Origin of the sequence: Streptomyces sp. CB01881 (genome assembly GCF_002953255.1) — a bacterium.
GTDB lineage: Bacteria > Actinomycetota > Actinomycetes > Streptomycetales > Streptomycetaceae > Kitasatospora.
Genome location: NZ_CP026498.1, coordinates 7,242,799 through 7,268,819, shown reverse-complemented (window position 1 = coordinate 7,268,819; position 26,021 = coordinate 7,242,799). Strand labels below are relative to the sequence as shown.

The 26,021-nt window shown below is 73.4% G+C and carries 25 protein-coding genes and 2 pseudogenes; 11 read left to right on the top strand and 16 right to left on the bottom strand.

The window, feature by feature from the left end; translation table 11 throughout:
* Positions 1 to 135: 135 nt before the first annotated feature.
* The 3 genes and pseudogenes from ispF to C2142_RS21660 all read right to left on the bottom strand — a co-directional run bounded on the left by ispF (position 136) and on the right by C2142_RS21660 (position 2,156).
* Positions 136 to 636: a 2-C-methyl-D-erythritol 2,4-cyclodiphosphate synthase gene (ispF, locus tag C2142_RS21670; RefSeq protein ID WP_148644187.1), complete on the bottom strand. Its 501-nt coding sequence runs from the start codon at positions 634 to 636 to the stop codon at positions 136 to 138.
* Positions 626 to 1,345: a 2-C-methyl-D-erythritol 4-phosphate cytidylyltransferase gene (gene ispD / locus C2142_RS21665; RefSeq protein WP_148644186.1), complete on the bottom strand. Its 720-nt coding sequence runs from the start codon at positions 1,343 to 1,345 to the stop codon at positions 626 to 628. The genes ispF and ispD overlap by 11 nt, the downstream gene beginning before the upstream one ends.
* A 333-nt stretch (positions 1,346 to 1,678) precedes the next feature.
* Positions 1,679 to 2,156, bottom strand: a pseudogene (locus C2142_RS21660) (CarD family transcriptional regulator).
* A gap of 413 nt (positions 2,157 to 2,569) precedes the next feature.
* On the opposite strand from C2142_RS21660, the gene C2142_RS21655 reads away from it, so the two are divergent.
* The gene (locus tag C2142_RS21655) at positions 2,570 to 3,238 is read left to right on the top strand and encodes a DUF461 domain-containing protein (RefSeq protein WP_153882805.1); all 669 of its coding nucleotides are present in this window, start codon (positions 2,570 to 2,572) and stop codon (positions 3,236 to 3,238) included.
* Positions 3,239 to 3,359: 121 nt separating this feature from the next.
* Here C2142_RS21655 and C2142_RS21650 read toward each other — a convergent pair whose 3' ends face one another.
* Both C2142_RS21650 and C2142_RS21645 read right to left on the bottom strand, forming a co-directional pair.
* Entirely contained in the window at positions 3,360 to 4,052 is a 693-nt protein-coding gene (locus C2142_RS21650) for a response regulator transcription factor (RefSeq protein ID WP_148644185.1), read from the bottom strand.
* Positions 4,053 to 4,054: 2 nt separating this feature from the next.
* Entirely contained in the window at positions 4,055 to 5,341 is a 1,287-nt protein-coding gene (locus C2142_RS21645; protein ID WP_241002711.1) for an ATP-binding protein, read from the bottom strand.
* 306 nt (positions 5,342 to 5,647) lie between these two features.
* On the opposite strand from C2142_RS21645, the gene phoU reads away from it, so the two are divergent.
* The gene (gene phoU, locus C2142_RS21640; protein WP_148644184.1) at positions 5,648 to 6,334 is read left to right on the top strand and encodes a phosphate signaling complex protein PhoU; all 687 of its coding nucleotides are present in this window, start codon (positions 5,648 to 5,650) and stop codon (positions 6,332 to 6,334) included.
* 236 nt (positions 6,335 to 6,570) lie between these two features.
* Positions 6,571 to 6,747 carry a hypothetical protein gene (locus C2142_RS21635; protein ID WP_153882804.1) on the top strand — a complete coding sequence of 59 codons (177 nt, stop codon included), beginning with the start codon at positions 6,571 to 6,573 and terminating at the stop codon, positions 6,745 to 6,747.
* 163 nt (positions 6,748 to 6,910) lie between these two features.
* Here C2142_RS21635 and C2142_RS21630 read toward each other — a convergent pair whose 3' ends face one another.
* Complete coding sequence (locus tag C2142_RS21630) at positions 6,911 to 7,498, bottom strand: lytic polysaccharide monooxygenase (protein WP_148644183.1); 588 nt, start codon at positions 7,496 to 7,498, stop codon at positions 6,911 to 6,913.
* Between the two features lie 279 nt (positions 7,499 to 7,777).
* Entirely contained in the window at positions 7,778 to 8,536 is a 759-nt protein-coding gene (locus C2142_RS21625; protein WP_148644182.1) for a phosphoglyceromutase, read from the bottom strand.
* A 200-nt stretch (positions 8,537 to 8,736) separates the two neighbouring features.
* Between C2142_RS21625 and C2142_RS21620 the strand changes: the two genes are divergently transcribed.
* Positions 8,737 to 10,011, top strand: a complete 1,275-nt coding sequence (locus tag C2142_RS21620) for an MFS transporter (RefSeq protein ID WP_241002710.1) — start codon at positions 8,737 to 8,739, stop codon at positions 10,009 to 10,011.
* 61 nt (positions 10,012 to 10,072) lie between these two features.
* On the opposite strand, the gene C2142_RS21615 is transcribed toward C2142_RS21620, so the two are convergent.
* Together C2142_RS21615 and mshA are read right to left on the bottom strand one after the other, a co-directional pair.
* The gene (locus tag C2142_RS21615; protein WP_148644180.1) at positions 10,073 to 10,603 is read right to left on the bottom strand and encodes a YbjN domain-containing protein; all 531 of its coding nucleotides are present in this window, start codon (positions 10,601 to 10,603) and stop codon (positions 10,073 to 10,075) included.
* Between the two features lie 125 nt (positions 10,604 to 10,728).
* Complete coding sequence (gene mshA / locus C2142_RS21610) at positions 10,729 to 12,102, bottom strand: D-inositol-3-phosphate glycosyltransferase (protein ID WP_148644933.1); 1,374 nt, start codon at positions 12,100 to 12,102, stop codon at positions 10,729 to 10,731.
* Positions 12,103 to 12,551: 449 nt separating this feature from the next.
* On the opposite strand from mshA, the gene C2142_RS21605 reads away from it, so the two are divergent.
* Complete coding sequence (locus tag C2142_RS21605; RefSeq protein WP_148644179.1) at positions 12,552 to 13,382, top strand: class I SAM-dependent methyltransferase; 831 nt, start codon at positions 12,552 to 12,554, stop codon at positions 13,380 to 13,382.
* A 267-nt stretch (positions 13,383 to 13,649) separates the two neighbouring features.
* Here the strand turns inward: C2142_RS21605 and C2142_RS21600 are convergent, their stop codons facing one another.
* The gene (locus C2142_RS21600) at positions 13,650 to 14,204 is read right to left on the bottom strand and encodes an O-acetyl-ADP-ribose deacetylase (protein WP_148644178.1); all 555 of its coding nucleotides are present in this window, start codon (positions 14,202 to 14,204) and stop codon (positions 13,650 to 13,652) included.
* A gap of 236 nt (positions 14,205 to 14,440) precedes the next feature.
* Here C2142_RS21600 and C2142_RS21595 point away from each other — a divergent pair, with 236 nt between their 5' ends.
* Positions 14,441 to 15,910, top strand: a complete 1,470-nt coding sequence (locus C2142_RS21595; RefSeq protein ID WP_148644177.1) for a SpoIIE family protein phosphatase — start codon at positions 14,441 to 14,443, stop codon at positions 15,908 to 15,910.
* Positions 15,911 to 16,047: 137 nt separating this feature from the next.
* On the opposite strand, the gene C2142_RS21590 is transcribed toward C2142_RS21595, so the two are convergent.
* The 4 genes from C2142_RS21590 to C2142_RS21575 all read right to left on the bottom strand — a co-directional run bounded on the left by C2142_RS21590 (position 16,048) and on the right by C2142_RS21575 (position 19,074).
* Complete coding sequence (locus C2142_RS21590; RefSeq protein ID WP_148644176.1) at positions 16,048 to 16,401, bottom strand: DUF2516 family protein; 354 nt, start codon at positions 16,399 to 16,401, stop codon at positions 16,048 to 16,050.
* A 194-nt stretch (positions 16,402 to 16,595) separates the two neighbouring features.
* Entirely contained in the window at positions 16,596 to 17,150 is a 555-nt protein-coding gene (locus C2142_RS21585) for a hypothetical protein (RefSeq protein WP_148644175.1), read from the bottom strand.
* Positions 17,151 to 17,168: 18 nt separating this feature from the next.
* The gene (locus tag C2142_RS21580) at positions 17,169 to 17,585 is read right to left on the bottom strand and encodes a helix-turn-helix transcriptional regulator (RefSeq protein ID WP_148644174.1); all 417 of its coding nucleotides are present in this window, start codon (positions 17,583 to 17,585) and stop codon (positions 17,169 to 17,171) included.
* Positions 17,586 to 17,943: 358 nt separating this feature from the next.
* Positions 17,944 to 19,074, bottom strand: coding sequence for a MerR family transcriptional regulator (locus tag C2142_RS21575; protein WP_148644173.1), 1,131 nt, complete (start codon positions 19,072 to 19,074; stop codon positions 17,944 to 17,946).
* Positions 19,075 to 19,336: 262 nt separating this feature from the next.
* On the opposite strand from C2142_RS21575, the gene C2142_RS21570 reads away from it, so the two are divergent.
* Positions 19,337 to 19,942, top strand: coding sequence for a YceI family protein (locus C2142_RS21570; protein WP_148644172.1), 606 nt, complete (start codon positions 19,337 to 19,339; stop codon positions 19,940 to 19,942).
* Between the two features lie 246 nt (positions 19,943 to 20,188).
* Here C2142_RS21570 and C2142_RS21565 read toward each other — a convergent pair whose 3' ends face one another.
* Positions 20,189 to 21,175: a LysR family transcriptional regulator gene (locus C2142_RS21565; protein ID WP_148644171.1), complete on the bottom strand. Its 987-nt coding sequence runs from the start codon at positions 21,173 to 21,175 to the stop codon at positions 20,189 to 20,191.
* Positions 21,176 to 21,286: 111 nt separating this feature from the next.
* Here C2142_RS21565 and C2142_RS21560 point away from each other — a divergent pair, with 111 nt between their 5' ends.
* From C2142_RS21560 to C2142_RS21550, 3 genes and pseudogenes are all read left to right on the top strand, one after another.
* On the top strand, positions 21,287 to 22,537 hold the full coding sequence (locus C2142_RS21560; RefSeq protein ID WP_241002709.1) for an MFS transporter: 1,251 nt from the start codon (positions 21,287 to 21,289) through the stop codon (positions 22,535 to 22,537).
* A 9-nt stretch (positions 22,538 to 22,546) separates the two neighbouring features.
* Positions 22,547 to 23,026, top strand: coding sequence for a macro domain-containing protein (locus tag C2142_RS21555; protein ID WP_148644170.1), 480 nt, complete (start codon positions 22,547 to 22,549; stop codon positions 23,024 to 23,026).
* Positions 23,027 to 23,099: 73 nt separating this feature from the next.
* Positions 23,100 to 24,103 (top strand): annotated as a pseudogene (locus C2142_RS21550) (IS5 family transposase).
* 127 nt (positions 24,104 to 24,230) lie between these two features.
* Here the strand turns inward: C2142_RS21550 and C2142_RS21545 are convergent.
* A complete protein-coding gene (locus C2142_RS21545) occupies positions 24,231 to 24,773 on the bottom strand; it encodes a GNAT family N-acetyltransferase (protein ID WP_148644168.1) in 543 nt (180 codons plus the stop codon).
* A gap of 288 nt (positions 24,774 to 25,061) precedes the next feature.
* Between C2142_RS21545 and C2142_RS21540 the strand changes: the two genes are divergently transcribed.
* Positions 25,062 to 25,832 carry a TetR family transcriptional regulator gene (locus C2142_RS21540; RefSeq protein WP_148644167.1) on the top strand — a complete coding sequence of 257 codons (771 nt, stop codon included), beginning with the start codon at positions 25,062 to 25,064 and terminating at the stop codon, positions 25,830 to 25,832.
* Positions 25,833 to 26,021: the final 189 nt, after the last annotated feature.

Genomic DNA, 26,021 nt, shown 5'->3' with positions numbered 1-26,021 from the left:
CCGGCGAACAGTCCTGAACACTCGTCAGTCCCCGGGTATTCCCGGACGGCTCCACCCCGGTGCAGCAACGCCGCCCGACGGCGGCCCCGGCCGGACGCGCCGGCCGGGGCCGCCCACCGCGTGCGCCCCGGCTCCTCAGCGCCGCTCGTACACCAGCGCCGTGGCGATCGCCGCCAGGCCCTCGGCCCGGCCGGTGAGGCCGAGTCCGTCGGTGGTGGTCCCGGAGACCGAGACCGGCGCGCCGACCGCCGCCGAGAGCGCGGCCTGGGCCTCGTCCCGGCGTTTGCCGATCTTCGGCCGGACCCCGATCACCTGGACCGAGACGTTGCCGATCTCGAAGCCGGCCCCGCGCACCAGGCGGGCCGCCTCCTTGAGCAGCGTCACCCCGGACGCGCCCGACCACTCGGGCCGGTCGGTGCCGAAGTGCGCACCCAGGTCGCCGATCCCGGCGGCCGAGAACAGCGCGTCGCAGGAGGCGTGCGCGGCCACGTCGGCGTCCGAGTGCCCGGCCAGGCCGTACTCGGCGCCCGGCCACTCCAGCCCGGCCACCCAGAGCGGGCGGCCGGCCTCGAAGGCGTGCACGTCGGTGCCGATGCCCACCCGGGGCAGCAGCGGTGCGGACGGATCAGTAGCCATCGGAGGCCCTCCGGCGGGCGAGTACGGCCTCGGCGAGCACGAGGTCCAGCGGACGGGTCACCTTGAACGCCTCCTCGTGGCCGGGCACCACCACCACCCGGCCGCCGAAGCGCTCCACCAGGCCGGCGTCGTCGGTGACCGGCGGCAGACCGCCCCGGGCCTCCTCGGCCAGCGCCCTGGCGTGCACCTCGGCCAGCGTCTCCCGGCGGAAGCCCTGCGGCGTCTGGACCGCCCGCAGGGTGGCCCGGTCGGGCGTGTCGAGCACGGGCTCGGGCAGACCGGGGTTCGGCTCGACCCGCTTGACGGTGTCGGCCAGCGGTACGGCGGGCACCACGGCCTCGGCCCCGGCCCGGACGGCGGCCGCGACCGCGTCCACCACCTCGACCGGGACGAGCGGCCGGGCCGCGTCGTGCACCAGGACGATCTCCACCTCGGAGGGAATGGCGGCGAGGCCGAGCCGGACGGACTCCTGGCGGGTCGCCCCGCCCGCCACCACCCGGACGTCCTTGCCGTCCAGGCCGTGGCTGTCGAGCAGGCCGACCACCTCGGCCACGCCGTCGGCCGGCGCGGCGACCACGACCAGGCCGACCGCCCGGCTGCGGGCGAGCGCCCGGACGGCGTGCACCAGGAGCGGCACCCCGCCCAGTTCCCGCAGGGCCTTGGGGGCTCCGGGCCCCAGCCGCTCACCGCGTCCCGCGGCGGGCACCACTGCTGCTGCGACTGCTGCTGTGGCGTTCAGGTTTCACTCCTTCGGCGAAGTGGGTATGGCCATGGCGTGCACGACGACCCCGTGCACGACGGGCGTCCGGGACCCCTTCCGAAAGCACCATGGTCTCCGCCCGCCGACACGTACCGCGGCACGCGCAGAGGCAGTACACGCAGAAACGGTCAGGCATCCCGGGACCAGCCGGCTCGGGCGAAGGGGCGTCGTCCGGACACGCCTCAGCGCCCGAAGTGCCACTGCACCACTCCAGGACGGGTCGTCCTGGGAGCGGCGCGCCGGCACCGGGCGCTGTGAGCGGTGGGCGGCAGCCCGACTGCACTACGAGGCGAGCACCTCGTCGAGCAGCGTCTCCGCCTTGTCCTCGTTGGTGTTTTCGGCCAGCGCGAGTTCGCTGACGAGAATCTGGCGAGCCTTGGCGAGCATCCGCTTCTCGCCGGCCGACAGACCGCGCTCGCGCTCGCGACGCCAGAGATCGCGCACAACCTCGGCGACCTTGATAACGTCACCCGAGGCGAGCTTCTCCAGGTTCGCCTTGTAGCGACGGGACCAGTTGGTCGGCTCTTCGGTGTACGGTGCGCGGAGCACCTCGAAGACCCGGTCCAGACCCTCCTGGCCGACTACATCGCGCACGCCGACGAACTCCGCGTTCTCGGCGGGCACGCGGAGCGTCAGGTCTCCCTGCTGCACCTTGAGCACCAGGTAGGTCTTGTCCACACCTTTGGCGAATTTCGATGGCCTCGATCAGCGCGGCCCCGTGATGGGGGTAGACCACCGTGTCGCCAACCTTGAACGTCATGTGACAGGACCCCTTCCGTGGCTTTCCAGAATAACACGCTTTTCGGCGCACCCGAAGGGCGTTTTCGCAGGTCAGGGCCGGTCTCGGGGCTTGACAACCACCCCCATGACGTGCTGCGACCGGTGTTCGACGGGGGCTTCCCGCAGGTCGGAGGCGGTTCCGGTGCCCGCCGAAACCTGCGGCAACACTCCCGAAACCGTGATTGGATCTTGAGTTTTCACCGTTTATCGGGCCGTTTCCGGATCGTGATCCGATCTTGGTCAAGCTTTGACCTGCACACGGCGACGTGCCGCCGTCCGGGCGCCCGGGACAGCTTCGGGGGCGACACGGGGACCACCCCGTGAGGAGCGCATAAGCAAGGTCGATAATCTGAGACCGACCAACCGCCACGTGACCTAGGAGAAGCCGCCGCCGTGAGCCGCAGCCTTCGAGTCGGCAGCATCGCCGCCATCGCCGCCCTCGCCATCGCCTCGCTGTCGTCCTGCGCGGCCGGCAACACACCGGACACCCTGGAGATCAAGCCCGACAACGCCCAGGCGACGCTGGGCACCAACATCCGGCTGAACAACATCGTCGTCGTCACCGCGGGCGACGCCTCGGGCGACTACACCGGCCCCGCCAACGTGTCGGTGAACGTCAGCAACTCCGGGACCACCCCGGTCGAGCTGCAGTCCGTCACCGTGGGCACCAGCGCCGCCACCTTCGCCGACGACAAGGGCGCCCCGGTGGGCTCCATCGTCATCCCGGCCGGCGGCGCCGTGCTGCTCGGCGGCGTGGGCAACCCGGTCGCCAAGGTCGCCTCCGTCTCCGTGGTCGTCGGCGGCTACGCGCCCACCACGTTCGGCTTCAAGAGCGGCGAGAAGGTCGAGACCGAGGCTGCCGTGAGCCCGGACAAGGGCCTGTACAAGGGGTGGGGCCCGACCGCCAGCCCGGCGGCCGTCCCGTCCAAGGCTGCCGGCTCGCCGACCGCCCCCGCCGCGGCCACCGCCCCCGCACCCGCCACCGGTGCGGCCGCCCCGGGTACCGCGCCGACCGGCGCCGCCACCACCGCCGCCGCGACGCCGACCGCCGCGACCCACTGACCCCGCGGCCTCCAGGACCGACCGGCATCCGGTGCCGGCGTCGGTCCGGGGCCGGCAACGGGAAACGCCCCCTCCGGCCGGAGGGGGCGTTTCGCGTGCTCACGTCCGGGCGCTCCCGGGTTTACGGCTCGAACTTGTAGCCGAGGCCTCGGACCGTGACCAGGTAGCGCGGCGCGCCCGGGTCCGGCTCGATCTTCGCCCGCAGGCGCTTCACGTGGACGTCCAGCGTCTTGGTGTCGCCGACGTAGTCCGCACCCCAGACCCGGTCGATCAGCTGCATCCGGGTGAGCACCCGGCCCGCGTTGCGGAGCAGCATCTCCAGCAGGTCGAACTCCTTGAGCGGCAGGTCCACCTTGGCGCCGTCCACCGTGACCACGTGACGGTCGACGTCCATCCGGACCGGGCCCGCCTCCAGCGCACCCGGACCGCCGCCCTCGCCCGGGCCCTCGGTCTCGCCGCGGCGGCGCAGCACCGCGCGGATCCGGGCGACCAGCTCGCGGGTGGAGTACGGCTTGGTGACGTAGTCGTCCGCACCTATCTCCAGGCCGACGACCTTGTCGATCTCGCTGTCCTTGGCGGTGACCATGATCACCGGGACGTTGGAACGCACCCGGAGCTGGCGGCAGACCTCGGTACCGGGCAGGCCCGGCAGCATCAGGTCGAGCAGGACGAGGTCGGCGCCGTTCCGCTCGAACTGCTCGAGCGCGTCGGGGCCGGTGGCGGCGATGGCCACCTCGAAGCCCTCCTTGCGGAGCATGTACGAGAGGGCGTCGCTGAACGACTCCTCGTCCTCGACCACCAGTACTCGGGTCACGATCAGGCCTCCGGGGAAAGCTGGGGGGTTGTTTCTGACAGGGGTTGCGCGGACTCCCCGTCGGGGAGCGTGTGGGCCGCGGGGGCCTGCCCGGCGGGCAGGCGCAGAGTGAAGGTGGAGCCCTGGCCTTCGACGCTCCACACCGAGACGGTGCCGCCGTGCGAGGCGGCCACGTGCTTGACGATGGAGAGGCCGAGGCCGGTGCCGCCGGTCTGGCGGGAGCGGGCCGGGTCGACGCGGTAGAAGCGTTCGAACACCCGCTCGCGGTCCTTCTCGGAGATGCCGATGCCCTGGTCGGTGACCGAGATCTCGATCAGCTCGCCGTCCGCCTCGCCGAGGGCGGCTGCGCTGGAGATGCGCCGGGTGGCGATCGCCACCCGGGTGCGCGGCGGGCTGTAGTTGACCGCGTTCTCCACCAGGTTGCCGAGCGCCGCGGCCAGCTGGCCGCGGTTGCCGTGCAGGTAGAGGCCGGCGATGCCGCCGGCCGCGATCAGGATCTGCTTGGCGGCGGCCTGCTGGCGGCAGCGGTCGATCGCCTCGGCGATCAGCTCGTCCACCGCGACCGGCTCCGGGTCGACCATCAGCCGGTCGTCCTGGACCCGGGAGAGGTCGATGATCTCCTGGACCAGGCTGGCCAGCCTGGTCGCCTCGATCTGCATCCGGCCCGCGAAGCGCTGGACCGCCTCCGGGTCGTCGGACGCGTCGGCGACCGCCTCGGAGAGCAGCGAGAGCGCGCCGACCGGGGTCTTGAGCTCGTGGCTGACGTTGGCGACGAAGTCGCGGCGGACCGCCTCCACCCGGCGGCGGTCGGTCTGGTCCTCGACCAGCACCAGGACCAGCCGGGAGCCCAGCGGGGCCACCCGGACGGACACCGCGAGGGGCTCCCCCGGGCGCGCCGTGCCCGGCCGGGGGACCTCCAGCTCGACCTGGCGGATCTCGCCGTCCCGGCGGGTGGAGCGGGCCAGCGCGAGCATCGGGTCGACGGCGACCGCGCCGCCGCGCACCAGTCCCATGGCGTACGCCGCCGAGCTGGCCTTGACCACCTCGTCGCCCTCGCCGAGCACGATCGCGCAGGAGCGGAGCACGGAGAGTACGGTGTCGACCCCCGGGGGAAGCGGGGGTTCGTGGGTGGTGGCGCCGAGCGCCTGCTGCCGGTTCCTGCCGTTGGTGCCGCCGTGCCTGCTCCTGGCCTGTTCGCGCTCGCTCCAACGGAAGGCGATGGAGGCCGTGAGGCCGACGCCGAGCCCGGCTATGGCGCAGGCAGCGGCGGCGGCCACGTTCACGTCCATGCGGCCAGCCTAAGCGCACAGCCAGGGCGCTCCCCAAGGGTCGGATCAAGGGATCGGCCGCGCGTTGCCGAGAATTCACCTTCACGTAGCTGCCGATTCACCGCACGGGTCGTGCGTGGTCGCCCGGACGGCCGAGAGTTGGCCACGCAGCCCGTGTGGGAGGGGTGGCGGACCGAACAGCCGTCCGCCGGCCCCGGTGCGCGCGTACCATTCGCGCCACCAGCAGCGGTCGCCCGAACGCCGTACCGGCGGTCGTACGGGACGACCGGTCGGCACCGCCACCGACACAGCTACTGAGGAGAGAGCATGCGCGACGCGTACCACGAGGAACTCGACTCGATCAGCGACAGCCTGGTCGAGATGGCCCGCCTGGCCGGCTCGGCCCTGGGCCGGGCCACCACCGCGCTCCTCGACGCGGACCTGGCGCTGGCGGAGAGCGTGATCGCCGCCGACGGGAAGATCAACGACCTGCACCACGAGCTGGAGAACCGGGCGATCGACCTGCTCGCCCGCCAGCAGCCGGTCGCCACCGACCTGCGCATCGTCGTCACCTCGCTGCGGATGAGCGCCGACCTGGAGCGCTGCGGCGACCTCGCCCGGCACGTGGCCAAGGTCGCGCGGCTGCGCTACCCCGACTCGGCCGTCCCGCGCGACCTGCACGCGACCGTCCTGGAGATGGGCCAGCTCGCCCAGCGACTGGTGGCCAAGGCGGGCCTGGTGATCGCCACCAAGGACGTCGACAAGGCGCTGGAGCTGGAGCAGGACGACGACGCGATCGACGCGCTGCACCGCGACCTGTTCGCGCACCTGATCGACGACCGCTGGCACCACGGCATCGAGACGGCCGTGGACGTCACCCTGGTCGGCCGCTACTACGAGCGCTTCGCCGACCACGCGGTCTCGGTGGCCAAGCGCGTCGTGTACCTGGTGACCGGCGAGCACGTGGACGAGTTCGTCGCGGCCACCGAGGCCGCGGAGGCCGCCGGGGCGTGACCGGCGGGGTGGCCGGCGGCGGGTGGGGCGGGTGACCGGCGGCGGGTGGCCACCCGTCGGCCCGGCCCGGCCGGTGCTCACCCCCTAGGGCGAGTAAACCTCGGGCAGGAGTGGTGAGGGCGCACGGCTTCCCCGTCGCCCCACCACTGCGCGCCCGTTGACGCTCCCTCCGATCGGCGGTTTCACTCGATGCCGTGGGCACCGAAGTGTGCCCGTCAGAAGGAGGGTCCAGCGCGATGAAGGCAAACCCGACTCGACCGGCACCGGCACGCGACACCGTCGAGCCGCCCGCCCCGAAGCTGCTGCCCGTCCTCGCGGCCGGCTGCGGCTGTGGTCCGGGCTGCGGCTGCGGCTGCCAGTCCGGCGCCCCCTGCCAGTGCGGCGGGGTCAGCGGCGGCTGCTGCGGCCACTGAGGCCCGCACGGCGGAGCTCCGGGGTGCACGGCCGCCGTGGAAGACGGTCGTGCACCTCGACCGTGCACCCGGTCGGGCACTCCGGTCGGGCTCCGGCCCGGGCTGTCGGGCCGCCGGGTCAGTCGGTGTCCGGTCAGTCAGTGTCCGGCCAGCCGGCCTCCGGTCAGAAGCGGACGTCGGTGCACGAGTAGAAGGCGTTGCCGGTGTCGGCGATCTCCCAGACCGCGACGACCACCTGGTGGCCGGTGCGGCCTCCGGGCAGGGTCGTGCTGTGGCTGACCGTGCTCGGCACCTGCGCGCCGTTGTACGGGACGGTCAGGAACGGCGTCAGCTCCAGGCTCGCCCGGGTGACCCTCTGGGTCGCGTCGTAGCCGGGCTTGGTCAGGTAGTACTTGAAGTTCGTGGTGGCGTGCCGGGCGGTGAACTTCCAGGTGAAGGTGAGCTGCTGCCCCGCCGTCACCTTGGTGGTCGGCCAGCCGCCGCCGCGCGGGTCGTCCAGCTCGGCGAACCGGCTGTTGCCGCCCGCGCAGATGGTGCCGTCGGCCGGCCCTCGGGACGGGAAGCCCTTCGGCCCCTCGACGCTCTGCGGCTCCCATTCGATCTCACCGCAACCGGTGACCGTCCCCGCCCCGCAGAGCGCGGCCCGGCTGGGCGGGGTCGTGATGTAGCCGTGCGACTGCGCCGGCAGGACGAGCGTGAGCGGTACCGCGAGCGCGGCCACCGCCGCTCCGACGAGATGACGTGTGCGCATGGTGCTCCTCCGTGGGGGTGGATGGAGAGTGCGCCGGGCACGGACGTGCGCACGTGGGGGTGCGGCGGCCGGGCGATCCGGGGAGATCACTGGCATGTCTGCGCCAGGTCGGTGCTCACACCGTAGGAGCCCGCCACGGCGGCCGTCAATGGTCTGAACCACTTACCGGATCGCACATGCGACGGCGAACGGCCTTTCCGTGCACCCGAGTTGAGCGACCGAACGACAACGGCCCCACTCCCGCCCATCGCGGGAAGTGGGGCCGTAGTGCCTTCGGGCCTACTTCTTGCCCTGGTTCTTGACCGCCTCGATGGCGGCGGCGGCGGCCTCCGCGTCGAGGTAGCGGCCGCCCTTGGCGACCGGCTTGAAGTCGGCGTCCAGCTCGTAGACCAGGGGGATGCCGGTCGGGATGTTGAGGCCGGCGATCTCCTCGTCGGAGATGCCGTCGAGGTGCTTGACCAGCGCGCGCAGGCTGTTGCCGTGGGCGGTGACCAGAACGGTCTTGCCGGCGGCGAGGTCCGGGACGATCGCGTCGTACCAGTACGGGAGCATCCGGTCGACGACGTCCTTCAGGCACTCGGTGCGCGGACGCAGCTCGCTCGGGATGTCCGCGTAGCGGGCGTCACCGGCCTGCGAGTACTCGGCGTCGTCGGCCAGCACCGGCGGCGGGGTGTCGTACGAGCGGCGCCAGAGCTGGAACTGCTCCTCGCCGAACTCGGCCAGGGTCTGGGCCTTGTCCTTGCCCTGGAGGGCGCCGTAGTGGCGCTCGTTCAGGCGCCAGCTGCGGCTGACCGGGATCCAGTGGCGGTCGGCCTTGTCCAGGGCGATCTGCGAGGTGCGGATCGCGCGGCGCAGCAGCGAGGTGTGGACCACGTCGGGGAAAAAGCCCTCGGCGGCGAGGAGCTCGCCACCACGTGCGGCCTCCTTCTCACCCTTCTCGTTGAGGTCGACGTCGACCCAACCGGTGAACAGGTTCTTCTGGTTCCACTGGCTCTCGCCGTGGCGGAGGAGGATGAGTCGGTACGTCGTGTCAGCCATGGCCCCCAGCTTAATGGAGCCCCGAAAACCCCTTGGTCCGGACCTCTCCTTCAGAGTAATGTGCGCTCTGTACTTGTGACACTTACCTGACCGCTGTCCGGGCCGGCCGGCGCCGCCCAGCGGGACACCTGCCGCCCGGGAGCCCCCACATGCCCGATTTGCCCGTCTCAGCCCGAGTCCGAAAAGCCGCGAGCGAGACGATGGGCGGGTTGCCCCGGCAGTTCTGGTGGCTCTGGACGAGCACCCTGATCAACAAGCTCGGCGGGTTCGTCGTCACCTTCCTGGCGCTCTACCTGACGACCGACCGCGGCTACTCCGCGTCGTACGCGGGCCTGGTCGCCTCGCTGTTCGGCCTCGGATCGGCGATCGCGGCCGTCGGCGCCGGGGTGCTGACCGACCGGATCGGGCGGCGGCCGACGCTGGTCGCCGCGCAGCTCGGCACCGCGCTCTTCACGGCGGTCCTCGGCTTCACCGACGGGCAGGTCGCGATCGCCGTCGTCGCCTTTCTGGTCGGCCTCTGCAACAACGCGACGCGGCCCGCCACCTCGGCGATCATCGCGGACATCGTGCCCGCCGAGGACCGGGTCCGCGCCTACTCGCTGAACTACTGGGCGATCAACATCGGCTTCGGCCTCTCGGCAGCCGCGGCCGGCCTGATCGCCACCCAGGGCTACCTCACGCTCTTCCTGCTGGACGCGCTCTCCACGCTGGTCTGCGCACTGGTGATCTTCGTCCGGATCCCCGAGACCAAGCCGGACGCCCCGGCCGCGCAGGCGGGCGAGCCCGCGATCGGCCTCGGCACGGTCTTCCGGGACGCGCGCTTCATGGCGGTGGTGACGCTCAACCTGCTGCTCGCGCTGGTCGCCCAGCAGGGCAGCACCACGCTCGCCGTGGACATGGGCCGGGCCGGCATCACCTCCACCGAGTACGGGCTGGTGATCGGCCTCAACGGCCTGCTGATCGTCCTGCTGCAGATCCCGCTCACCCGGTGGATGGAGGGGCGCAACCGGACCGGCCTGCTGGTCGCCAGCGCGCTGTTCATCGGCTGGGGCTTCGGGCTGACCGCGCTCGCCGGGTCGTCCGCGTGGTTCTACGCCTTCACCGTGGCGGTCTGGACGATCGGCGAGATCCTGAACGCGCCGACCATGATGGGCCTGGTCTCGGAGCTGTCGCCGACCCATGCCCGCGGCCGCTACCAGGGCGTGTACTCGCTCTCCTGGTCACTCGCCTCGTTCCTCGGGCCGGCGGTCGGCGGGGTGCTGCTGGAGCGGGCCGGCAGCGGCGTCATGTGGGGCGCCTGCGCGGTCTGCGGCACGGTCGCGGCGGCCGGGTACGTGGTGCTCGGACGGCGGCCGGGCGCGGCCACGGCAGGTGTGGCCGGAGCCGCGACCCGCACCGGGAACGGGAACGGGAACGCGCCGGTGGCCCTCGGGAAGGCGGACGCCGAGGCCGAGCCGGCCCCGGCGGGGTCCTGAACCGGGACCGCTCGACGGGGCCGCTGGTCGGGCCCGTCCGGCGCGGGCCGTCCGGCGCGGGCTATCCGGCGGGGGCCTCGGGCCCGTCGGCCGGGCCCGCGAGGTGGGCGAAGACGGCCAGGTTGCGGGTGGACTCCCCGCGCTTGGTCCGCCACTCCCACTCACGCCGGATCGCGGAGGCGAAGCCCAACTCCAGCAGGGTGTTGAACGGCTCGTCGGCGTTGTCCAGCACCGTCCCGAGCAGCCGGTCGACGGCGTCCGGGGTGAGCGCCTCCAGCGGCAGCCGGCCCGACAGGTAGACGTCGCCGAGCGCGTCGATCGCGTAGGCGACGCCGTACAGCCGGGTGTTGCGCTCCAGCAGCCACCGGTAGACGGCCTCGTGGTTCTCGTCCGGGCGGCGGATCACGAAGGCGTTCACCGAGAGGGTGTGGTCGCCGGCCCGGAGCGCGCAGGTGGTGCTCAGCTTCCGGGTGCCCGGGAGGGTCGCCACCAGCGTGTACGGGTCGGCGGCGGCGGGCTCCCAGGCCACCCCGGCGTCGTCCAGGGCGGCGCGCAGGAGGGTCAGGGCCTCGTCCTTGGTGCGGATTGCCATGGGAGTGACGTTACTCGGCGGTACCCATGGCGCGCAGCAGCAGCACCCCTGGGGCCGGGGCGCCACCGACGCCGCGCCCACCGGCGTGCCCAGGCGAAGCCGCGTGCCCGGGCCCGTCGGCATGCTCAGGCCAGGCGGAGGCGGGAGCCCCCGAGGCGGCCGGCCGGGCGGGACAGGCTGCCGGCGTACACCTCGGCGGTGGTCGCCGCGGCCGTGTCCCAGCCGAAGGCGGCCGCGTGCCGGGCCGCCGCCGCCCCCTGCCGGGCGAGCAGGCCCGGCTCCGTGACGTACGGCTCCAGCGCGTGGGCCCAGGCCTGCGGGTCGTGGCCGCGGACCAGCGTGCCGGTCACGCCGTCCCGGACCGCGACCGGCAGGCCGCCGACCGCGGCCGCCACGACCGGCGTGCCGCAGGCCTGCGCCTCCAGCGCGACCAGCCCGAAGGACTCGCTGTACGAGGGCATCACCAGCGCCGTCGCCGCTCGGTACCACTCGGCGAGCAGCGCCTGGCCGACCGGCGGGTGGAACCGGACCACGTCGCAGATGCCCAGCTGGGCGGCGAGCTTGTGCAGGCTCTCCGGCTTGGCCAGCCCGGTGCCGGACGGGCCGCCGACCACCGGCACCACCAGCCGCTCGCGCAGCTGCGGCCGCCGCTCCAGCAGCGCCGCGACCGCGCGGAGCAGCACGTCCGGTGCCTTCAGCGGCTGTATCCGGCCCGCGAAGAGCAGCACCGCGGCGTCCTGCGGCAGGCCGAGCCGGGCGCGCGCGGCGGCACGCGCCTCCGGGCCCCCGGGGCGGAAGACGTCCAGGTTGACGCCCGGATGGACGACGGCCAGCTGGTCGGGGCGGGCCGCGTAGTGCAGGGCCAGCTCGGCGGCCTCCTCGGTGGTGTTGGCGATCAGCCGGTCGGCGGCCTCGACCACCTGCGTCTCGCCGATCACGCGGGCGGCCGGTTCGGGGGTGTCCCCCTCGGCCAGCGCGGCGTTCTTCACCTTCGCCATGGTGTGCATGGTGTGCACCAGCGGCACGCCCCAGCGCTGGGCGGCCAGCCAGCCGACCTGGCCGGAGAGCCAGTAGTGCGAGTGGACCAGGTCGTAGTGGCCGGGCCGGTGGCCGGCCTCCGTCCGGAGCACGCCGTGGGTGAAGGCGCAGAGCTGGGCCGGCAGGTCCTCCTTGACCAGCCCCTCGTACGGACCGGCGGTGACGTGCCGGACCAGGACGCCCGGGGCCAGCTCGACGGTGGGCGCGTCGTCCGAGCAGATCGCCCGGGTGAAGACCTCGACCTCGATGTCCAGCGCGGCGAGCCGCTTGGCCAGCTCCACGATGTAGACGTTCATGCCGCCGGCGTCCCCGGTGCCGGGCTGGTGCAGCGGGGAGGTGTGGACGGAGAGCATGGCTATCCGGCGCGGGCGGCGCCGGCCACCCGTGACCAGCGACTGGAGCCGGCCCCGCACGGGCGGGGTCGGCTGGGCACGGCGTACCGAACGGACGGGGTTCTGCATCACCTGGCTGAAGCCTCCTCTGTGCTGCCCGCCTCTGCAGCCCTGCTCTGTCTCCCGCAGCCCTGCCTGCTGCGCTGCCTGCTGTGCGGTGTGTGCGCTTCCGCCCACGCCGCACCGCCGCGTCGCGGTGGCGGCGCGCCGGTGAGCTGCCCCGTCCGGGCACACATCACCACCAGTGTGCCAACCACGAGGTCACCGACGGGCATTCCCGTCCCGGCACATGAGATGGCGCACGAGGCGGACGGGCGGCGGCGCCCGGCCGCGGGCACGCCGGAGCGGGGCGGGCCGCGGCCTGGCGGGGCGGGGCGGGGCGGAGCACGGTGCGACGTGACGGAGCGCGGCCTGGCGGGGCGGGGCGCAGTTCGGCGGGGCGGGGCGCGGGGGCGGCGCGCGGGTTCGCCCGGGGCGGGCGGAAGGGGGCCCGGGGGCGGCCGCGTACGCTTCTGGGCATGGCCGCCTCCTTCGACTCCGTGACCGCGCCTGCCCGCGGGCGGGCGGGGCGGCCGGTGGGGACCGTCACCCGCGGGACCACCAACACCAACCGGCTGCGGCGGATGGACCGCTGGATCGCCCACACGCTCGGCCCCGCGCTGCGCTCCGTCGGCCGGCCGCCGGTCGCCGTCGACCTCGGGTACGGCGCCGCCCCCTGGACGGCGGTCGAGCTGTCCGGGCGGCTGCGGGAGGTCCGCCCGGACGTCCGGGTGGTGGGGATCGAGATCGAGCCGGAGCGGGTCACCGCGGCGCTGCCGTACGCCGTGGCGCCGCTGCTCACCTTCCGGCGCGGCGGCTTCGAGGTGCCGCTGGACGGCGGTGCGCCCGCCCAGCTGATCCGGGCCGCCAACGTGCTGCGGCAGTACGAGGAGTCGGCGGTGGCCGGCGTCTGGGAGCGGCTCTGCTCCCGGCTGGCGCCGGACGGGCTGCTGGTGGAGGGGACCTGTGACGAGATCGGGCGCCGGCACGTCTGGGTCGCGCTCGGGCCGGAGGGCCCGCGGACGGTGACCTTCGCGGCCCGGCTCGGCGGCCTCGGGCAGCCGTCCGACCTGGCCGAGCGGCTGCCCAAGGCGCTGATCCACCACAACGTGCCGGGCCGGCCGGTGCACGCCTTCCTCGCCGACTTCGACCGCGCCTGGGCGGCGGCGGCGCCCTACGGGGCGTTCGGGGCCCGGCAGCGCTGGGTGGCCGCCTGCACGGCGCTGGCGGGCAACTGGCCGCTGGTGGACGCACGCGGGCGGTGGCGGCAGGGCGAGGTCACCGTTCCCTGGACGGCGCTCGCCCCGTAGTCACCTGGCGGCCGCCGCCCTGCCTGCCGCCTCGCGCGCCGTCCCCTGCCGGTTGCCCTCCCCCTGCCCTGCCATGCCCTGCCGGAACAGTGCTGCCGCGCTGCTGAGCGAGCCCGGGGATTCACTCGAACGAGTTATCGAATATCTCTGGCGTGTTGACGCCCGGTCACGCCACCATGGGGGCACCCGGCCTACGCCCCTCTCAGTCCCTCGCAGCCCCTCGAAGTCCCTCGAAGTCCCTCGAAGTCCCTCCAACTCCTCCAGCCCCTACTCCCCCGGCCCCTCCGACGCCATCGCCCGCCACACCTGTTCGAACATCCCGTACGCCTCGACCCCGAACAGCACGAACCGCACCTCCTCCAGCTCACGCGCCACTCCCGGCACCTCGGCCGCGACGGTGCCGAGCGCGATCCTGGCCGCGTCCTCCAGCGGCCACCCGAACACCCCGGCCGACACCGCCGGGAAGGCCACCGTGCGCGCACCCAGCTCCGCCGCCACCCGGAGCGACTCGCGATAGCAGGAGGCCAGTTGCTCCGCCCGCACGTCGTACTCCTCCTCCAGGTAGACCGGCCCCACGGTGTGCACCACCCAGCGGGCCGGCAGCCGCCCTGCCGTGGTCGCCACCGCCTGCCCGGTGGGCAGACCCCGGCCCCAGTGCGAGGCCCTGAGCCTGCGGCACTCCTCCAGAATCTGCGGCCCGCCCCTGCGGTGGATCGCACCGTCCACACCGCCGCCGCCGAGCAGGGAGGAGTTGGCGGCGTTCACCACCGCGTCCACCTGCTGTTCCGTGATGTCACCCTCGATCAGGGTGATCCGTGTCACCACCGTGTCCGTCCTTCCGGGACCGCTCCGACGCCTGCCGGACGGGCCCTGCTCGTCGCCGTGTTCCGTTCACCACACCGCCGCCGGCGTGGCGCCAGCCACAACGCCGCCCGTCGGCCAGAGAGTTCCCCGGAGATCGCGTTATGGTCGCGAGACGTTCCCCGACGCAGGGTGCCAGGCGGGCACTGCGGACGGACGCCGACCGTTACGCACTCGGGGAAAGGGAGGATCAGCCGATGCCCGCAACGGGAGACGGGCGGGCACCTGGTGCCGCCGACCTGCCGGGCACCCTCGACGGTGCCCGCTCCGGCCGTGCCCGCAACCTGTCCGCCGACCAGTCGGCAGGCCCGGCCACGGCGCCTCCCCCGATACCTCACCCCCGGTCGGACGCCGCCGTCGGCGCCTCCCGGCCGTCGCCCGCCACGCTCCAGGCCGGCCTGCTCCGGCTGCTGGTGATCGAGGACGACGCCTCCGACGCCCAGCTGCTCAAGGCCGCGGTGGCGGACAGCGGCGCCCCGATCGAGATCCACTGGGCCCGCGGGCTGGACCAGGCCGCCGAGCTGCTGGCCCCGGCCTCGCCCCGGCGCGGCCGTACCCGCGGCACCGACTTCAGCTGCGTCCTGCTCGACCTCGCGGCCCCCGCCGACCTGCCGCACCCCTCGGACGCCTCGGACGGCTTGGAGGGCCTGCACGAGCTGCTCCGCCGGGCCCCGCACACCGCCGTCGTGGTGCTCACCGACGCCGCCGGCGCCGAGCTGGGCGCCGCCGCGGTGGCCGCCGGCGCGCAGGACTTCCTGATCAAGAACGAGACGGACGGTCCGCTGCTCGCCCGCGCCCTGCGGTACGCCGTCGAGCGCAAGCGCGCCGACGAGTCCCAGCGCCGGCTGGTCGAGGCCGAGCTGCGCGGCCAGGAGAACGCACGGCTCCAGCGCCACCTGCTGCCCACCCCGCTGCTGGACGGCGCCGGGCTCTCGTTCACCCGGCGCTACCGCCCCGGCCGCCGCCGCGCCCTGCTCGGCGGCGACTTCTACGACGCGGTGCGCACCGATGACGGCACCGTCCACGTCGTGATCGGCGACGTCTGCGGCCACGGCCCGGATGAGGCCGCCCTCGGCGTGGCGCTCCGTATAGCGTGGCGGACCCTCGTCTTCGCCGGCCTCACCGGCGAGGCCCTGCTGACCACCCTTCAGCACGTCCTGGAGCACGAGCGGCGCAGCGACGAGATCTTCGCGACGCTCTGCATGCTCGTCATCGAGCCCGGCGACGCCGCCGGCCGGCTCGACTCGCTCGGCGCCGTCGAACACGCCCGGCTCTACCTCGCCGGACACCCCTCGCCGCTGCTGCTCGGTACCGACCACAGACCGGTGATGCTGCCCGCCGACCTCGCCGGCCCCGCGCTCGGCCTGCTGCCCTGCGACGACGGCCAGGCCGTCTGGCCGTCGCACCGCGTCGAGCTCCCGGCCGGCTGGCGGCTGCTGCTCTACACCGACGGCCTGATCGAGGGCCGGGTCGGGGCCGGGTCGCGCCGCCTCGGCCAGGACGGGCTGGCGGACCTCATCGGCGACCACCAGTCCGCCGGGCTGACCAGGGGCCGCCTGGTGGACAGCGCGATCGCCGAGGTCGAGGAGCTGAACGGCGGTGCGCTGACGGACGACGTCGCCGTGCTGCTGCTGGAGCGCAATCCGGTGCAGCTCATCCTGGGCTGAGCACGGTCGCGACGAACGGAGCAGGTCCCGGTACGACGAACGGAGCGGCCCCGGTACGACGAACGCGGAGAGCCCCGGCGCGGAAATCCATCCGCGCGCCGGGGCTCTCTCCGTTCCACCCGCGTCCTGCCCGTCGTCTACCAGGGGCCGTACGGGCCCATGTTGCGCCGGTCGTCCCGGTCGCCGCCCCGGCCGGTCAGCTCCCGGATCGCCGGGCGCACGTCGACCATGTAGACGATCGCCGCGACGAGGCCCCCCAGGGTGAGGAAGCTGGTCAGGAACTTCGCCCCGAACAGCAGGTCCAGCCCGAACGCGACCCCCAGGACCGCCACCCAGAACCCCTTGGTCTTCTTGTCGGCGGCCCGGTACGCGTCCTCCGGGCGGACGGCCGCGTCGACCAGGGCGAACAGCTTGAAGCCCAGGATGGCGACGGCCAGCCACCAGAACGGGTTCAGATAGTCCAGGACCAGGATCTGAGCCACTCCGCCCATCGCGCTCTCCTCTTGCGTCTCGGCTCCGGCGTCCCGGCCGCCACTCATCGTGGCACGGCGACCGGCCCGCCACGGTGTCAACGTCCCGGGGTCACCAGATGTGCCCCGGACGGCCCGGGCTCAACCGGACCACGGCCGTCCCCGGCGTCCCGCGGGCCGCCCGCCGGCCGCCCGTCCGGGACCACCCGGCCGGGCTACTCGGGGCTCTTGCGGGCCCGGGGGGACTTCTTGGCGGCGGGCTCCCCGGCCGGCTCCGCAGCGGCCTCCGCCGTCGGCTCGTCGTCCTCGACCAGCTCGGCGTCGACCGACTCGGGCTCGGCCTCCAGCGGCTTCACGGCGGCGGGCTCGGCCGTCACCGGCGCGGCCTCTTCGGGACGGCCCCGGTCGACGACGCCCTTGCCGCGCTCGGCCAGCTCGTCGTACGCCTCCTTGGCCTTCACCGCCAGCTCGACGGCGCGGCCGACCTGCTGGAGCGCGAAGCTCTGCGCCTTGTCCTGGAGCACCTTGAGGTCGGCGGGCAGCGTGGTCACCGTGTCCGCGACCTTCGCCTGCGCCTCCACCAGCCGGCTCTGCGCCTCCTGGAGCCTGGCGGTGGCCTTCTCCTGCGTGCCCTTGCGGTCCGAGGCCAGCGCCTCGACCCTGCCCGGGACCTCCCGCAGCTTCTCGTAGGCGAGGTCGCCGGCGCCGGCGAGGGCGTAGAGCGGGGTCGGGTCGCTCAGGGTCTTCTTGATCTCGTCCGTGATCGGCATGGCCGGTCCTCCCGTGGTCTAGGTTGCCGGGCCGGCGGTCTTCGGACCGTCGGCCTCGGGGTCGTCGGGCACCGCGTCCGTGTCCTTGCGCGCGGCGTTCTCCTTGAGGAAGGCGTCGTAGACCGCGAGCAGCGCCTGCTTCTGCTGCTCGTTGATCAGCGGATCGGCCAGGATCGAGGCCCGCAGCTCCAGGCCCTCGCCCCGCCGTTCCTCCAGGATCCCGGCCTGGACGTACAGCGTCTCCGCCGAGATCCGCAGCGCCTTGGCGATCTGCTGGAGGATCTCCGCGCTCGGCTTCCGCAACCCTCGCTCGATCTGGCTGAGGTACGGGTTGGACACGCCGGCGGCCTCGGCCAGCTGCCGCAACGAGTACTGCGCGTTCCGCCGCTGCTCGCGGATGTACTCGCCCAGCGAGCCGACGTTCAATGAGGCCATGCGAACAGACTGCACCACCGTGCTTGCAAATGCAAGCACGGTGCTAGCAGCAGCAAACGGCCCGGTCGGGCGGACCCGCGCCGCGCACTGTCCGGGGACGGGAGGCGACCGGTGGGTGCGGCGGCAGGTGGTGGGCGGGGAGTACCGGCCGTGGTCGGTGCCGGCACCGGCGCGCGGTCGGGTGCCGGGGGGGTGCTGACGCTGCGGGTCGCTTTCCGGGCCGGGTCAGGGCGGGTCGGGCTGGGGCGGGACGGGCCGGAGCGGGGCGGCGGAGACGGAGACGGAGACGGAGACGGACGGGTGGCCGCCGTTCGACGCGGTGGTGCGCGGGGTGCGCGGGGGTCAGGCGGTCGGACGCTCAGGCGAGGTCGGGGACCCGGATCGGCATCAGGATCGAGAACGTTCCGTCGCGCCCGGCCGTGCGGATGGCCAACGGGGCGATCGGACCGGCGATTTCGAGGACGAGCTGCTCGGGGCCGCCGGCCCGGAGGGCGTCGAGGAGGAAGTCGCGGTTGACCGCCACCCGGACGTCGCCCGCGGCCGGCTCCGTGCCGTCGGCGGCGACGGTGAGCCGCCCGTCCCCGTCGAGGGCGAGCACGGTGACCTCACAGGCGGCGCCGTGCGGACCGGAGGGCAGGCTGCGGGTGTCGCCGGACTCGACGGCTCCGCGCAGCTCGGCGGCGGACAGGCCGACCCGGTGGACGGGGTCGAGCCGGACCAGCGAACGGTAGTCGGGGTAGTCGTGGTCGAGGGTGGCGCCCTCGATCCGGTGACCGCCGGTCGAGACCCGGAACCGCCCGCCGCCCAGGGTCAGCTCCGCCTCCTCGGCGCCCGAGCCGAGCAGTGCACGGACGGCGTCCACCAGGGCGGTCGGCACGATCGCGGCCGAGGAGCCCGGCACCGGCGCAGAAGCCGGCGACGCCGGCGGGGCCGCCGACGGCACCGGCAGTTCGGCCAGCGCCATCCGGTACCGGTCGGTGGCGACCAGTCGCAGCAGCCCGCCGTCCAGGTCGAACAACACGCCCGACAGCACGGGCACTTCGGGGTCGCTGCCGACCGCGAAGCGGACCGCGTCCAGGGCGGCGGCCAGCTCGCGGGCGGGGACGGTGAAGCCGTACGCGGCGGGGGTGGTGGTCACGGGATTCTCCCTCTGGTCGATCAACGCGCGGATCAGGGAGAGCTCCCGGCGGGCGTCGGCGAGGCCGTCCTCCAGCCGCCGCAGGTGCGCGTCGAGCACCCGGTGGGCGGTGCCGTCGCCGGGGGCGGCGCCGAGCACCTCCCGGATGCCGGCCAGCGGAAGGCCCACCCGCCGCAACCGGCAGAGCAGCCGCGCGTCGGCCAGCTGGCCGGGCGCATACCAGCGGTAGCCGGTCTGCGGGTCGACCCAGGCGGGGGTGAGGACGTCGGCGCCGTCGTAGAAGCGCAGCGCGCTGACGCCGAGGCCGCTGTCGCGGGCCAGTTCGCCGATGCTGCGCAGGTCGCTCTCCATGCCTCGGACTCTGGGGCCTCGACCAGGTCGAGGGTCAAGCCGCGCGGCCGGACCGGTGTCGACCGTACCGGGCCCCGGAGTCCGCCCGGCGGGACCAGCCGACGAAGACCACCGGACGAGGGCCGGCCGGCGAGGGCCGGCCCGCGAAAACCGGCCCGCGAAAACCCGCCGCACGCCTTGGTTGAACTTTGAACGAAACCGGCCTACAGTGGAGTCAACAAGTTGAAGCCTAAACAACTGGCTTCGAACCCGAGGAGGAGCCATGGGCCTTTTCAACCGCACCAAGACCACCGTCGCCACCGCCGTCGAAACCCCCGCCGGCCCGGACCTGGGTCACCTCACCGGCGACTGGGCCATCGACACCACCCACAGCGAGGTCGGCTTCTCGGTCCGCCACGCCATGGTGACCAACGTCAAGGGCCGCTTCACCGAGTACGACGGCAAGCTGCACCTGGACGGCGACACTCCGGGCAACTCCAGCGCCGAGCTGGTGATCAAGGTCGCGAGCATCGACACCAACCAGGCCCAGCGCGACGAGCACCTCCGCACCGGCGACTTCTTCGCCGCCGACACCTACCCGGAGATCCGCTTCCGCAGCATCTCCGCCGAGCGCCTGCGCGGCGACTCGTACCGGATGAACGGCGAGCTCACGATCAAGGGCACCACCCGCCCGATCGCGCTGGACCTCGACTACACCGGCAGCGCCACCGACGCGTACGGCGCGGAGCGGGTCGGGTTCGAGGGTTCGGCCGTGCTGGACCGCACCGACTGGGGCCTCACCTACAACGCCGCGCTGGAGACCGGTGGCGTACTGATCGGCGAGAAGGTCAAGCTCAGCTTCGACATCTCCGCCGTCAAGGCGGCCTGAACCGGCCGACCACGGCCGCTGTACCGCCCTGCATCCCGGCGGTCGCCGCGGTGACCGCCCCGCAAACGCCCCACCCCTGCCGACCCCCGAGCGGCAGGGGTGGGGACGTCTCCGGGCAGAACAACCGCCGTCGGCCGCCGAATTCCGGGGCCGACGGTATTCGTCCGCCCAAGGCCGGACGGGCCGGGGACCGGCCATGCCGTCGGACCCGCCGCCCCCGACCAGGACCGGCCACACCCGACCGGACTACGTCCGCGACCGCGCCGTGCCCGCCTCCAGCAGCACCGCGTCGGCCGCCGGCAGCCAGCTGCCCGCCGGGCGCCGCAACCACCCCTCCCGCACGCCGAGTTCGCCGGCCACCGTGCGCAGCGCCGTCAGCCCGGGGTGCCGCAGGCCCGGGCGGTGCACGAGGCTGACCAGGCTGAGCGGCACCGGGTCCACCAGCGGCACGTTCACCACGCCCGGGAGCAGCGGCCCGCTGGTGGTGGTCAGCATCGGGTCGCCGTGCCGGGTGAGGTAGCGGGCGGTCTCGTCCACCCCGACCGGCGGGACGTACGGCGCGGCCGCCTTCAGCCCGTGCTCGCGCAGCAGCCGGATGCCGAGGTCGGCCCATTCGGTGGTGGCCGGGTTGCCGGCGCAGATGTCCACGGGGTGCCCGGCCAGCTCCGCGAGGCGCAGCACCGGTCGGCCGGCCAGCGGATGGGCGGCCGCCATCATCACCGAGACCCGCTCCAGTCGTACCGGCGTCTGGGCGAGTTGGCCCCGCACCCGGGCGTCCAGGCCGGCGAAGCGGCCGAGCGACGCGTCGAGCCGGTGGGCGAGCAGTTCCTCGGCCGCGGCCGCGAGACCGCCGAGGTAGCGGGCCAGGATGTCGCCCTCCGGCCAGGCGGCGCGGGCCGGTCCGAGCAGCCGGTCCGAGGTCAGATCGGGGCCGGTGACGTTGCTGTTGACGTCCAGCAGCAGCGGGCGGTGCTCGGCGGCCGTCACGATCTCGTCGTGCAGTGCCAGGAGTTGCCGCGCCTTCGGCAGCAACCGCAGCCCGGCCCCCGTGAGTTCGACGCTGCGGGTGGTCCGGGTGAAGAGCGCGTCGCCGAGCAGTCTCTCCAGTGCGCGGACGTCCCGGCTGAGCGCCTGCTGCGCGACGTGCAGGCGTTCGGCGGCCCGCCCGAAGTGCAGGGTCTCGGCGGTCGCGACGAAGCCTCGGAGCAGGCGGGGGTGCAGGTCGGCGGGCATGGCGGCAGATTAACAACATCGTGTTGTCAGTACGGCGAAACAGGTGTTGGACCGCCGCGGGGCGGTCGCGTGAGGCTGGGAGCAACCCTCCCCCCTCTGTTTCGGAGTACCGTGCTCGCCTCCTACCGACGGCTCTTCGCCCTGCCCGGCACCGCCGCGTTCACCCTCGCCGGGCTGCTCGCCCGGCTCTCGATGTCGATGACCGGCGTCTCGCTGGTGGTGCTGCTCTCCGAACGGCGCGGCTCGTACGCGCTGGCGGGCACCGTCTCGGCGGCCGGTCTGGTCACCGGGGCGATCGGCATGCCGCTGATCGGCCGCCTGGTCGACCGGTACGGGCAGGCGCGCGTCACCGTCCCGGCCACGCTGTACAACGCCGTGCCGTTCGCCGGCCTGCTGCTCTGCGTCCGCGCCGGCGCACCCGACTGGACCCTCTACGCCTGCTGGGCGGCGTGTGCGGCGGCACCGAACCTCGGCGGCATGGCGCGGGCCCGCTGGGCGCACCTGTACCGGGCCGACCCGGCCGCCCGGCACCTCGCCAACTCCTTCGAACAGGCGCTGGACGAACTCTGCTTCATGACCGCGCCGGTGCTCGCGATGGTGCTCTGCACCACGGTCGCGCCGGAGGCCGGGATGATCACCGCGGGGGTGATCGGCTCGGCCGGTGCCCTGCTCTTCGCCGCCCAGCGCCGGACCGAACCCCCGCTCGCGGCGCATCCGGCCGGCACCCGCCAGGGCTCCCCGCTGCGGGTGCCAGGGCTGCGGGTGCTGCTGCTGACCTTCCTCGCCACCGGCGTGGTCTTCGGCTCGATGGAGCTGACCACCGTGGCCTACGCCGACTCGCTCGGCCAGAAGCCGGTGGCGGGCGGGCTGCTGGGTCTGGTCGCGGGCGGATCCTGCGTGGCGGGGCTGGTCTTCGGCCTGCTCCGGCCCCGCCGGGCGCCGGGGGCCCGCTTCCTGCTCGGCGTCTCGGCGATGGCCGTCCTGCTGCTCCTGCCGCTGGCCGCCGGGGTGGGCGGGGCGGGGCTGCCGCTGCTCGGCGCCGCGCTGTTCGCGGCCGGGACGGGCACCGCGCCGACCATGGTCACCGGCATGACGCTGATCCAGGAGCTGCTGCCGCAGCGACAGTTGAACGAGGGCATGGCGGTCGCGGTGTCCGGCATCGTGGTCGGCATCTCGGCCGGCGCGGCCCTTGCGGGGGCGGTCGCCGAGCACGCCGGGCCCGGCGCCGGCTACTGGCTGCCCGCCGGTGCCGCCGCACTCGCCCTGCTGATCGCCCTGGCGGGCCGCCGCCACCTGCGGGTGCCGGGCGCCACCGCCGTGGTGCGCGGGAATTCCGAACAGCCTGTCGGTGCCGCGCGCTAGCGTCCGGTCATGGCAACGATCGACTACCTCCGCGGCGACGCCACCGCACCGCAGGCGAAGGGCGTCAAGGTGATCGCGCACGTCTGCAACGACCTCGGCGGCTGGGGCAAGGGGTTCGTCCTGGCGGTGTCGCGGCGCTGGCCGGAGCCCGAGGCGGCGTTCCGGCGCTGGCACCGGGAGCGCGCGAAGAACGACTTCGGCCTGGGCGCCGCGCAGTTCGTGCAGGTCGAGCCGTACGTCTGGGTGGCCAACCTGGTCGGGCAGCGCGGCATCCGCACGGGTCGTTCGACGGGCGCGCCGGTGCGGTACGAGGCGATCGACACCGCGCTGACGGCGCTGGCCGAACAGGCGCTCGCACTCGGCGCCTCCGTCCACATGCCCCGGATCGGCTGCGGGCTGGCGGGCGGGCGCTGGGAGCTGGTCGAGCCGCTGGTGACGGCCCGGCTGGTGGACCGGGGGGTGCCGGTGACGGTCTACGACTTCGGCTAGGGCGAGTATCGGGTCGTGATCAATCTGCGGGATTCGCCCTCACAGCGAGGCCTAATCCGGTAGATCATGTCGCGTGACGCGAGTGCAACTGACGGATGCAGAGTGGGAGTTCATCGGGCCGTACCTGCCGATCGGCGAGTACGGCCCGTACCCCGAGCGGCTGCGGCAGCAGTTCGAGGGCGTGATCTGGCGCTTCAAGACGGGCGGGCAGTGGCGGGAGATGCCGGCGGAGTTCGGTGCCTGGTCGACCGTCTCCAACCGTTTCCGGCAGTGGAGGGATGCCGGTGTCTTCGAAGCCCTGCTGGAGGGCGCGATCGCGGAGGCCGCGAAGCGGGGCGAGGTGGACTTGTCGCTGGTCAGCGTGGATTCCACCACCGTTCGGGCCCACCACGACGCCGCCGGGATGCACCTGGCCCCCGAGGCCGTGACGGCCCTGGAAAAGGCCGCCGACGAGGCGGAGAAGGCCCGACAAAAAGGGGCGGCCCGGAGGAACAAGACGGACAGGACACTGCAGTCGATCCGGAACGCGAAGAACGACGACGCGCCCGGCGGCGGCGCAAGCTGCGACTGAAGGCCGCCCTGCTCGGACGCTCCAGGGGCGGGCAGACGAGCAAGATCCATGTCGCCGGCGACCGGAAGTGCCGTCCGCTGGTGTTCGTGCTGACCGAGGGGCAGGCTGCCGACAGCCCGCAGTTCATCCCCGTGCTCAAGAAGTTACGGGTCCGCGGGCCGGTCGGCCGTCCCCGCACCCGACCCGACGCGGTCGCCGGGGACAAGGCCTACTCGTCCCGCGGCAACCGCGCCCACCTGCGCGGTCGCCGCATCAAGGCGGTCATCCCGGAGAAGAAGGACCAGGCCGCCAACCGGAAGAAGAAGGGCAGCCGGGGCGGCCGACCCGTCAGCCACGACGCCGACCTGTACAAGGAGCGGAACACCGTCGAGCGCCTGATCAACAAGCTGAAGGCCTGGCGAGGCATCGCGACCCGGTACGACAAGACCCCCGCCAGCTACCTCGCCGGCCTCCGCCTTCGGGGCGCGATGATCTGGATCAAAGACCTCACCATGGTCACCCCTTGATCACGACCGAATACGCGCCCTAGCACCCGCCCGCGGAGGCCCAGCCCGCCGGTCGGCCAGGGGCCCGAGGCCCGCCGGTCGGCCGGGGCCGGGCGGTCGGCAGCCGACAGTCCGGGGGCCCGGCGGGTCAGGCCCCTGCCGGCCCCGGAGCCGGCGTGAACGACCAGGTGTACTCGTACTCGGGCAGCACGTACCCGCCCGGGAAGACGCCCTCCTGCTCCGCCGTCCGGCGGCCGCCCTCACGCTCGTAGAACGCGACGGCCCCGGTGTTGTCGCGCAGCACCTCCAGGTAGAGGTCGGCGCCGGGGTGCCAACGCGCGACGTGCGCCCGTGCCGCGTCCAGCAGTGCGCGGCCGATGCCGCCTCCGGTACGGCCGGGCCGGACGTGCAGGTTGTCCAGCAGGATCCGCCCGTCCAGCTGCGGCACCAGGTACGCGAAGCCGACGGCGTCACCGGCCTGATCGGCGATCAGCAGCTCGGGGGTGTTGGCGGGTTCGCCGTAGTCGGCGGTCAGCCGCAGCGCCCAGAGCTCGCGCCGCTCGTCCGCCATCCCGTCGCCGAGCGCCTGGTCCGGGACGATGCCGACGTAGGCCGTGCGCCAGCTGAGGGCGTGCAGGTCGGCAACGGCTTCGGCGTCGTGCGCGGTGCCGCGGCGGATGGTGGCGTTCATGTGACGAGCCTCCCACACGCCTCGACTTGAACATGTTCAACCCCAGCCCCTAGAGTCGTGCCCGTGCTTTTGAACGCGTTCGAAATGAACGGGGGCGGGGCGGCGGCACCGGATGCGGAGGGGGCATCCGGTGCCGCCCGCACCGACACCGCCTGGAACTGACCGTCCCGACAGGGCCTAGGCTCGGGGCGTGGACGACCTGGCAGCGACGAACGGACCCGACAGCATTCACGTACGCAAGGGCACGGCCGGGGGCGCCCTGGCCGTGGCCCGGTAGGGTCGGCCGACGTGGAGAAGTCGAGCAACAGCGACAGCCTCGCGACCGGCACCCCGGCTCCGGCGGAGCTCCCCGGCGGGAGGGCCCAACCGAAGACGGACAAGAGCGAGGCGACCCGGGCCCTGATCCTGGAAACCGCGATGCGGCTGTTCCAGGAACGCGGCTACGAGAAGACCACCATGCGCGCCATTGCCACCGAGGCGGGCGTCTCGGTGGGCAATGCTTACTATTATTTTTCGGCGAAGGAATTCTTGATTCAAGGATTCTACGACCGAATGACGTACGACCATGCAACGGACGCCAGGAATCGCATGGCCAATACCCGGGATTTCGCCGAGCGGCTGGAAATCGCGCTGACCTCCTGGCTCGACACGGCCGCGCCGTACCACGAGTTCGCCGCGCAGTTCTTCCGCACGGCCGCCGACCCGACCAGCTCCCTGAGCCCGTTCTCCAACGAGTCCCACCCGGCTCGGGCCACCGCCGTGGAGCTGTTCCGCGACGTGTTGCAGGGCTCCGAGCTGGCCCCCAAGCTGGACGCCGAGCTGGTCGAGCTGCTGCCCGACGTGCTCTGGCTGCACCTGATGGTCGTGGTCCTCTACTGGGTCTTCGACCGCACCGAGGACACCGAGCGGACCCGGGAATTCGTCCGCCGGTCCACCCCCATGGCGGCCCGGGTGATCAACCTCTCGCGCTATCGGGTGTTCCGGCCGATCGTCCGCGACGCCAAGGGCCTCATCCAGGACTTCATCCTGCCCACCATCGGGAAAACCGCCGTCAAATAGGGCGCTTGAACCGTGGAGGAAATTCGACGGCCGGGCACTCCCGAAATTGGGAGCACCCGGCCGTAAGACGCCCGGGTGCTCGATCCCGCCAGCAGGAATCGGCCCTGGCGGCGACACCGGGTCCTCCGGGGAATCGAGCCACCCGATGTGACCTTCAGGCCCGACCGTGAGGCCGAACCGGTCGAAGCC